Below are 5,053 nucleotides of genomic sequence, written 5' to 3' on the forward strand. Positions count from 1 at the left end.
ACCTGCCGCAAGAGATTGATGAAGCAGTGAGTTATCAAGATAAACTTAAGGATGATTACGAAGAGGTTATAAAAGAATATGTTATAGATTTTACTGGGTCTGTTAATATTACACATAATCAAGACGATACTTTAACTTCGGTGGGGCAACGTGTAGGAGTAGTGATATTAGAAAATGTTACTCCAGATCGAATTAGGGTTTCCAGTAGTGATACAGATTTGGTGTTTTTCGATGAAGTATCTAACCATGTAATCAATATAAAAAATTGGAATAATTCTGAATCTTATAGAATTTCTACATTGGAATTCGATTCAGGATTAGAACCAATAATAATTCGAAGATTAGATAAGTTTAGTTTGTCCAATGTAGCAGAAATACAAAACCTAATTAATAAAGCTTCGGAAATTTGCCAAAAGAGGGCTGAATTGGAACTAAATAAACAATTGTTGGCTGCAGCACGAGATGGTGACTTTAATAAAGTTAAAGATCTTGTAAGTCGGTGTGCTACTTTAGATACTCAAGATAGGCAGGGTTGGACACCTATACTCCTTGCTGCGGAAGCAGGTAAATGGAGTATAGTAAAATTTCTTCTTGATAATGGTGCTAATATCGATAATGAAACAACATATCAGGGAACACCTTTACATTATGCTGTACAAGAAGGTAATTTAGATATAGCTGAATTTCTTCTTGATAGAGGCGCTGATATTGAGTCTCAAAATTACTATAATCAAAAACCTTTACACATTGCTGTTCAAGCAGGTAGGCTGAATGTAGTAAATCTACTTCTTGATAGAGGTGCTAATATCAAGGCTACAGATATGTATAGTCAAACGCCTTTAGATTTAGCTACTCAAAAAGATTACAAAGAAGTAATAGAAGTTCTGAAACAAAAGCAATTGGATCTAAATAAAGAATTATTAATTGCTGCAGGAAAAGGAAACCTTGAAAAAGTTAAAGACAATGTCAGACAAGGCGCTAGTATTGATGCTAAGTATAATACTGGTCGAACTCCTCTGCATTGGGCTGCTAGAAATGGTCACTTAAGTATAGTACAATATCTCATAGAGAAAGGTGCTAATTTTTCTATTAAAGATAATGATGGTAAAACACCGTTGGATCTTGCATCTTGGAAAAGGCACGATACTGTTGTACAGTATTTAAACAGAATTAAGGGAGAAAATAAAAAACCCACACAACGCAAGCGTCGTCATAACCATGGAGATTACAATCGTTATCGTAGTCGCTTATCGCGTAAACCTCTTGCTATAGATTTAAGTAATCAACCTGAAATAGCGGCAAGTAGTAGTACGAGGCCATCTTCATGGCTAAATAGTTTGTTTGGTTGGGTAAAAGCAAAGAGTAGTTTATTAACAACAAACATAGTCAATCCTATAGGTAGATGGTTCATTGATAGTAAAGATATCAATGTTTCCAATAAGAATGAATCTTATAACTCTGTAGCTCAAGGTGATTTAAAAACAGTAGATTTTTCGCAAGTTGATGTAAATAGTACACTATTTTTGTTAGACGTATTTATAAGGAGGATTACAGGTCAAAAGTACATTTCTACAGTAGATCAGTCTATATCCCCACTAGAAGCATTGGGCTATGCATTGAATATTACAGAGGGATTTAAGCGATTATTGAATGAAACAGCCACTAAATCAGGTATATCAGTAAAAAATCTAAACTTTGATCCTGTGGCAGTACAATCGGCTATAGTTAGGCAAATAGTGAGTGAAAAATTTTCTAAAATATCAAAAACTCTATATTCATTTGCAAAAGAAGCGTGTCCAGAATTTCAACAAACCGATAAGTTCCTAGTCCACTTAAGGAATAATTTAAAAGGGGAGAAAGAAGCTGTACTGCTACAACAGAAAGTAGAGCAGACCTCAGATCAGCAAATTTCAAGAAAAGTGGTTGCAAAAGAGCTACCTAAAAAGCCTGATACTTTCTTAAATGGAACATCAGTAGTTAAAGGAATAAGCAGTGTGTTAGAGCGATAAATAGAGGGAACTATGAGGTCTTTTCTGACTGTAACTGTTTGATTTCATTAGAGGAAAGACCTGTAGTTTGTGATATGATGTCAGTAGAGACGCCAGCTTTAAGTAGGTTTTTGGCTACAGCTATTTTAGCCTGTTTTTCTCCTTCCGCTTTGCCCTTTTCATGGCCGATTTGGATGCCTTCTAGTTTAGCATCATCGAGTTTTTGAGCAAGGATAGCCTTCTCTTTCTGTACACTCAATATTCTTTCCTCATATGCGATCAAATCCTTTTCATTCCAGCGAAACCTATCTAATTCATCATATGCTAGCTTTATTATTGGAGCTTCTGCTGCTATCTTTTTCAAATCTTCTTCAGTTGTTTCTTCTGCATATTTAAAAAAGAAACACCATCTCTCTGTAGTATTCTCTAATTGCTCTACTCTATTTTTTGTAAATTTAGGCAACTCAATAAAGACAAATTGTAGATCTTTTAAGTAATGACCATTGGTTTTGATATCACGTATATTATGAGTAGAAATATAGTCAACTTCTTCAGGCAAAAGGTTACAATTGGAAATAGCAATAAAGAAAACTTTCTGAAGATCAATGTAATTACCAGACTTATCTAATTGTCTTGAGTAAGCCTTAGCAGCATAAAGTTGAGCACGTTTTTCAAAGCCTTTATCACGAGCGAGCTGCATTTCAATAACAAATCTATTACCAATAGAGTCTTTGCAAAGAACATCAACAATGCTTTGTTTGTCAGAGGCAATTTCAGGATCCATGATAGTGCTGAGGAATTCAATTTCTATTATTTGATCAGAAGTAGAAAAGTCCAAGATATTGTTCAGGAAGCAAATGAGGATATTTTTATTCTTTTCAGAGCCAAAGATTTTCTTAAAACTGAGGTCATTTTTAGGGTCTAGAAATTTAGAAAAAGCCATGACGAATTAACCTAGAAAGCATTAATAATTATACACAATTGTGAAGAAATATTCAACTTCTTTATTTTTAGTTTGTTTTTTTAAGTTTTGAATGCGTTGATGAAAAAAACGACCTCCATAGATGACCTTAAAATAGCATTCTCTACTTTAGATGGAAGAAATTTTACTACTTTTTATAACTACCTCTAAAAATAGCTTTAAAAGGCCAGTAAATGGATGCTATGAGTTTAGTAGCTGTAGAAGATACCCTTTTTAACGCTTTTTGGTGCAAGAGGCTAATCTCCATAAAAGTAGGAGCGCAAAAGCTCAATTACGACTATCGTATTGTAAAATATTCGAAAAATAATATCAATATTTTTGATAGTAAAATTTATATTAAAGTTATAATATACACAGAAGCTCTGTATGACTTAATAGCGTGGGCATTGTAGTTTTTGGTAGGTCTATTGGATATGCTAGCAAAATTTCTATCTCAAGCGGCTAAAGGAGCATTGTACATTATTAAGCAGTGAGGGTCTGTATAACGAGGTACTAAATGAAGTTAAAAATACACCTAGGGATTCAAGGGAAGGTATAGACCAGCTAAAGAAAAAGTGGCTGTTGCAATAGAAGAAACTATTGATCTAGAGAAGTTTAATGATGACCATCCATTAAGAGAAATTAATATTGCCTATGTTTCTGAAGGAGCTACAAACTATTTATTTAGCTTAAGTGATTCATCGGAACTGTATGATTTGAAAGAGGATAGAGGAAAAGCAATTTATCAGGCAATTAAATCAAATGATAGGGAGTTAGTAAAACATCTATTAATGATCCTTACGTCAGGTGATATTGAACTTGAATTTTTTAAGGAATTAGAGGTGTTACTGTCGAGAGCATATGAAGAATTAAAGGAAAAATTATCGCAGGACATATCTAGAAAAAAACATAAGTTTAAAACGTTTTGTGTGTAATAATGTTGACGTATTAATAGCAAAGCCTGTTGATATAAGAGCAATCTATTTATAGTTCAATCTGGAAAAATAGATGAGTTATTGCTAATTAAAATAGCAGAAGGCTTAGAAGAAGGAGAATTGCGCTCACAAATAAATCAGATGATAGAGACGCTAAAAAAAAATGAAAGGTTTGTAGAATTGGAATATAAAGTAAGAAGATTAGAATCAGAACTTGCAAGTGGAGAAGAGCAAGCTGAAGCTATGAAGTCTAGCATAAAAGAACGAGAAAGAGAAATGAGAGAGATTGGAGACAAAAGCAACCAAGTAATAAGGGAAAGAGAGAAATTATTATCAAAACTAAGCAAAAATGCAAATAGAAGACATTAGAGGCAGGCTACGAAAAAGAATGACCGCTAGCGACCTTGAATCTTTAGATTACAAACTAGGACAGAAAGTAAGAAGTTGTAGGTTAGCAAAGGGATATACTCAAAAAGATTTAGCAAAAAAAATCGATACAACATATCAGGTAATACTGCAATATGAAAAAGGAACACGCAGAATTTCAATTAAGAAATTATATGAGTTAGCAGAAGCATTATCAACAACTGCTAGAGACCTAGCTTACGGACAAGAAGTATCAAATGAGAAAGGGTATGAGGGAGAGGAGGTACTAAATCTAGTAAGAAGACATAAAGAGATTAAGGATCAAGAATTACGTGAAACGTTTTATTTATTAACTAAATTCATCCGTATTAGTGAGGAAGAAAGTGGAAAGGCAGTAAAAGTAGAGGTGGCAAAGGGTTTAGTTAAGGAAGGAGTTTCTGCTCATGTTATCTCTCAAACGACCAGTTTATCTATTGATGAATATGATAATGATGAGAAAAAAATTTCCATTCCGTATAAAGTAGGTCAAAGAATAAAAGAATGGAGGTTGATACGAGGATATACACAAAAAGATTTAGCGAATAAAGTTGGCATAACAAATCAAGGAATATATGAGTATGAACAAGGGAGAGCTGCTGTTTCACTTGAAATGTTAGATGAAATAGCAAAGGTACTATTAATTAATATTACAGATCTGCTTCCAGAAACAAGAGAAAATGAGAATAGTGAAGCAGAGCTATCAAGGTTAATAGAAGAATACAAAAAGATTAAAAGCCAAGAACTACGTCATGTACTAATAAAAT

6 protein-coding genes are annotated in these 5,053 nt (G+C 33.4%); 5 read left to right on the forward strand and 1 reads right to left on the reverse strand.

Annotation, left to right across the window (positions count from 1 at the left end):
* A partial coding sequence (locus Wcon_RS07620) for an ankyrin repeat domain-containing protein (RefSeq protein ID WP_179947500.1) occupies positions 1–2,009 on the forward strand: 2,009 nt, incomplete at its 5' end.
* 10 nt (positions 2,010–2,019) lie between these two features.
* Here Wcon_RS07620 and Wcon_RS07625 read toward each other — a convergent pair.
* On the reverse strand, positions 2,020–2,931 hold the full coding sequence (locus Wcon_RS07625; protein ID WP_114517764.1) for an Rpn family recombination-promoting nuclease/putative transposase: 912 nt from the start codon (positions 2,929–2,931) through the stop codon (positions 2,020–2,022).
* Positions 2,932–3,152: 221 nt separating this feature from the next.
* On the opposite strand from Wcon_RS07625, the gene Wcon_RS07630 reads away from it, so the two are divergent.
* From Wcon_RS07630 to wmk, 4 genes are all read left to right on the forward strand, one after another.
* The gene (locus Wcon_RS07630) at positions 3,153–3,362 is read left to right on the forward strand and encodes a hypothetical protein (protein ID WP_147269173.1); all 210 of its coding nucleotides are present in this window, start codon (positions 3,153–3,155) and stop codon (positions 3,360–3,362) included.
* Positions 3,363–3,524: 162 nt separating this feature from the next.
* A complete protein-coding gene (locus Wcon_RS07635; protein WP_114517766.1) occupies positions 3,525–3,884 on the forward strand; it encodes a hypothetical protein in 360 nt (119 codons plus the stop codon).
* Between the two features lie 81 nt (positions 3,885–3,965).
* Positions 3,966–4,253: a hypothetical protein gene (locus Wcon_RS07640; protein ID WP_114517767.1), complete on the forward strand. Its 288-nt coding sequence runs from the start codon at positions 3,966–3,968 to the stop codon at positions 4,251–4,253.
* Positions 4,254–4,272: 19 nt separating this feature from the next.
* The coding region (gene wmk / locus Wcon_RS07645; protein WP_147269174.1) for a WO male-killing family protein Wmk at positions 4,273–5,053 on the forward strand (781 nt) is incomplete at its 3' end.

The organism is Wolbachia endosymbiont of Cylisticus convexus (genome assembly GCF_003344345.1).

Bases quoted from the DNA above. Each gene is read 5' to 3' on its own strand.
- Wcon_RS07625 (WP_114517764.1), bottom strand. From the start codon at position 2,931: ATGGCTTTTTCTAAATTTCTAGACCCTAAAAATGACCTCAGTTTTAAG.
- Wcon_RS07630 (WP_147269173.1), top strand. From the start codon at position 3,153: ATGAGTTTAGTAGCTGTAGAAGATACCCTTTTTAACGCTTTTTGGTGC.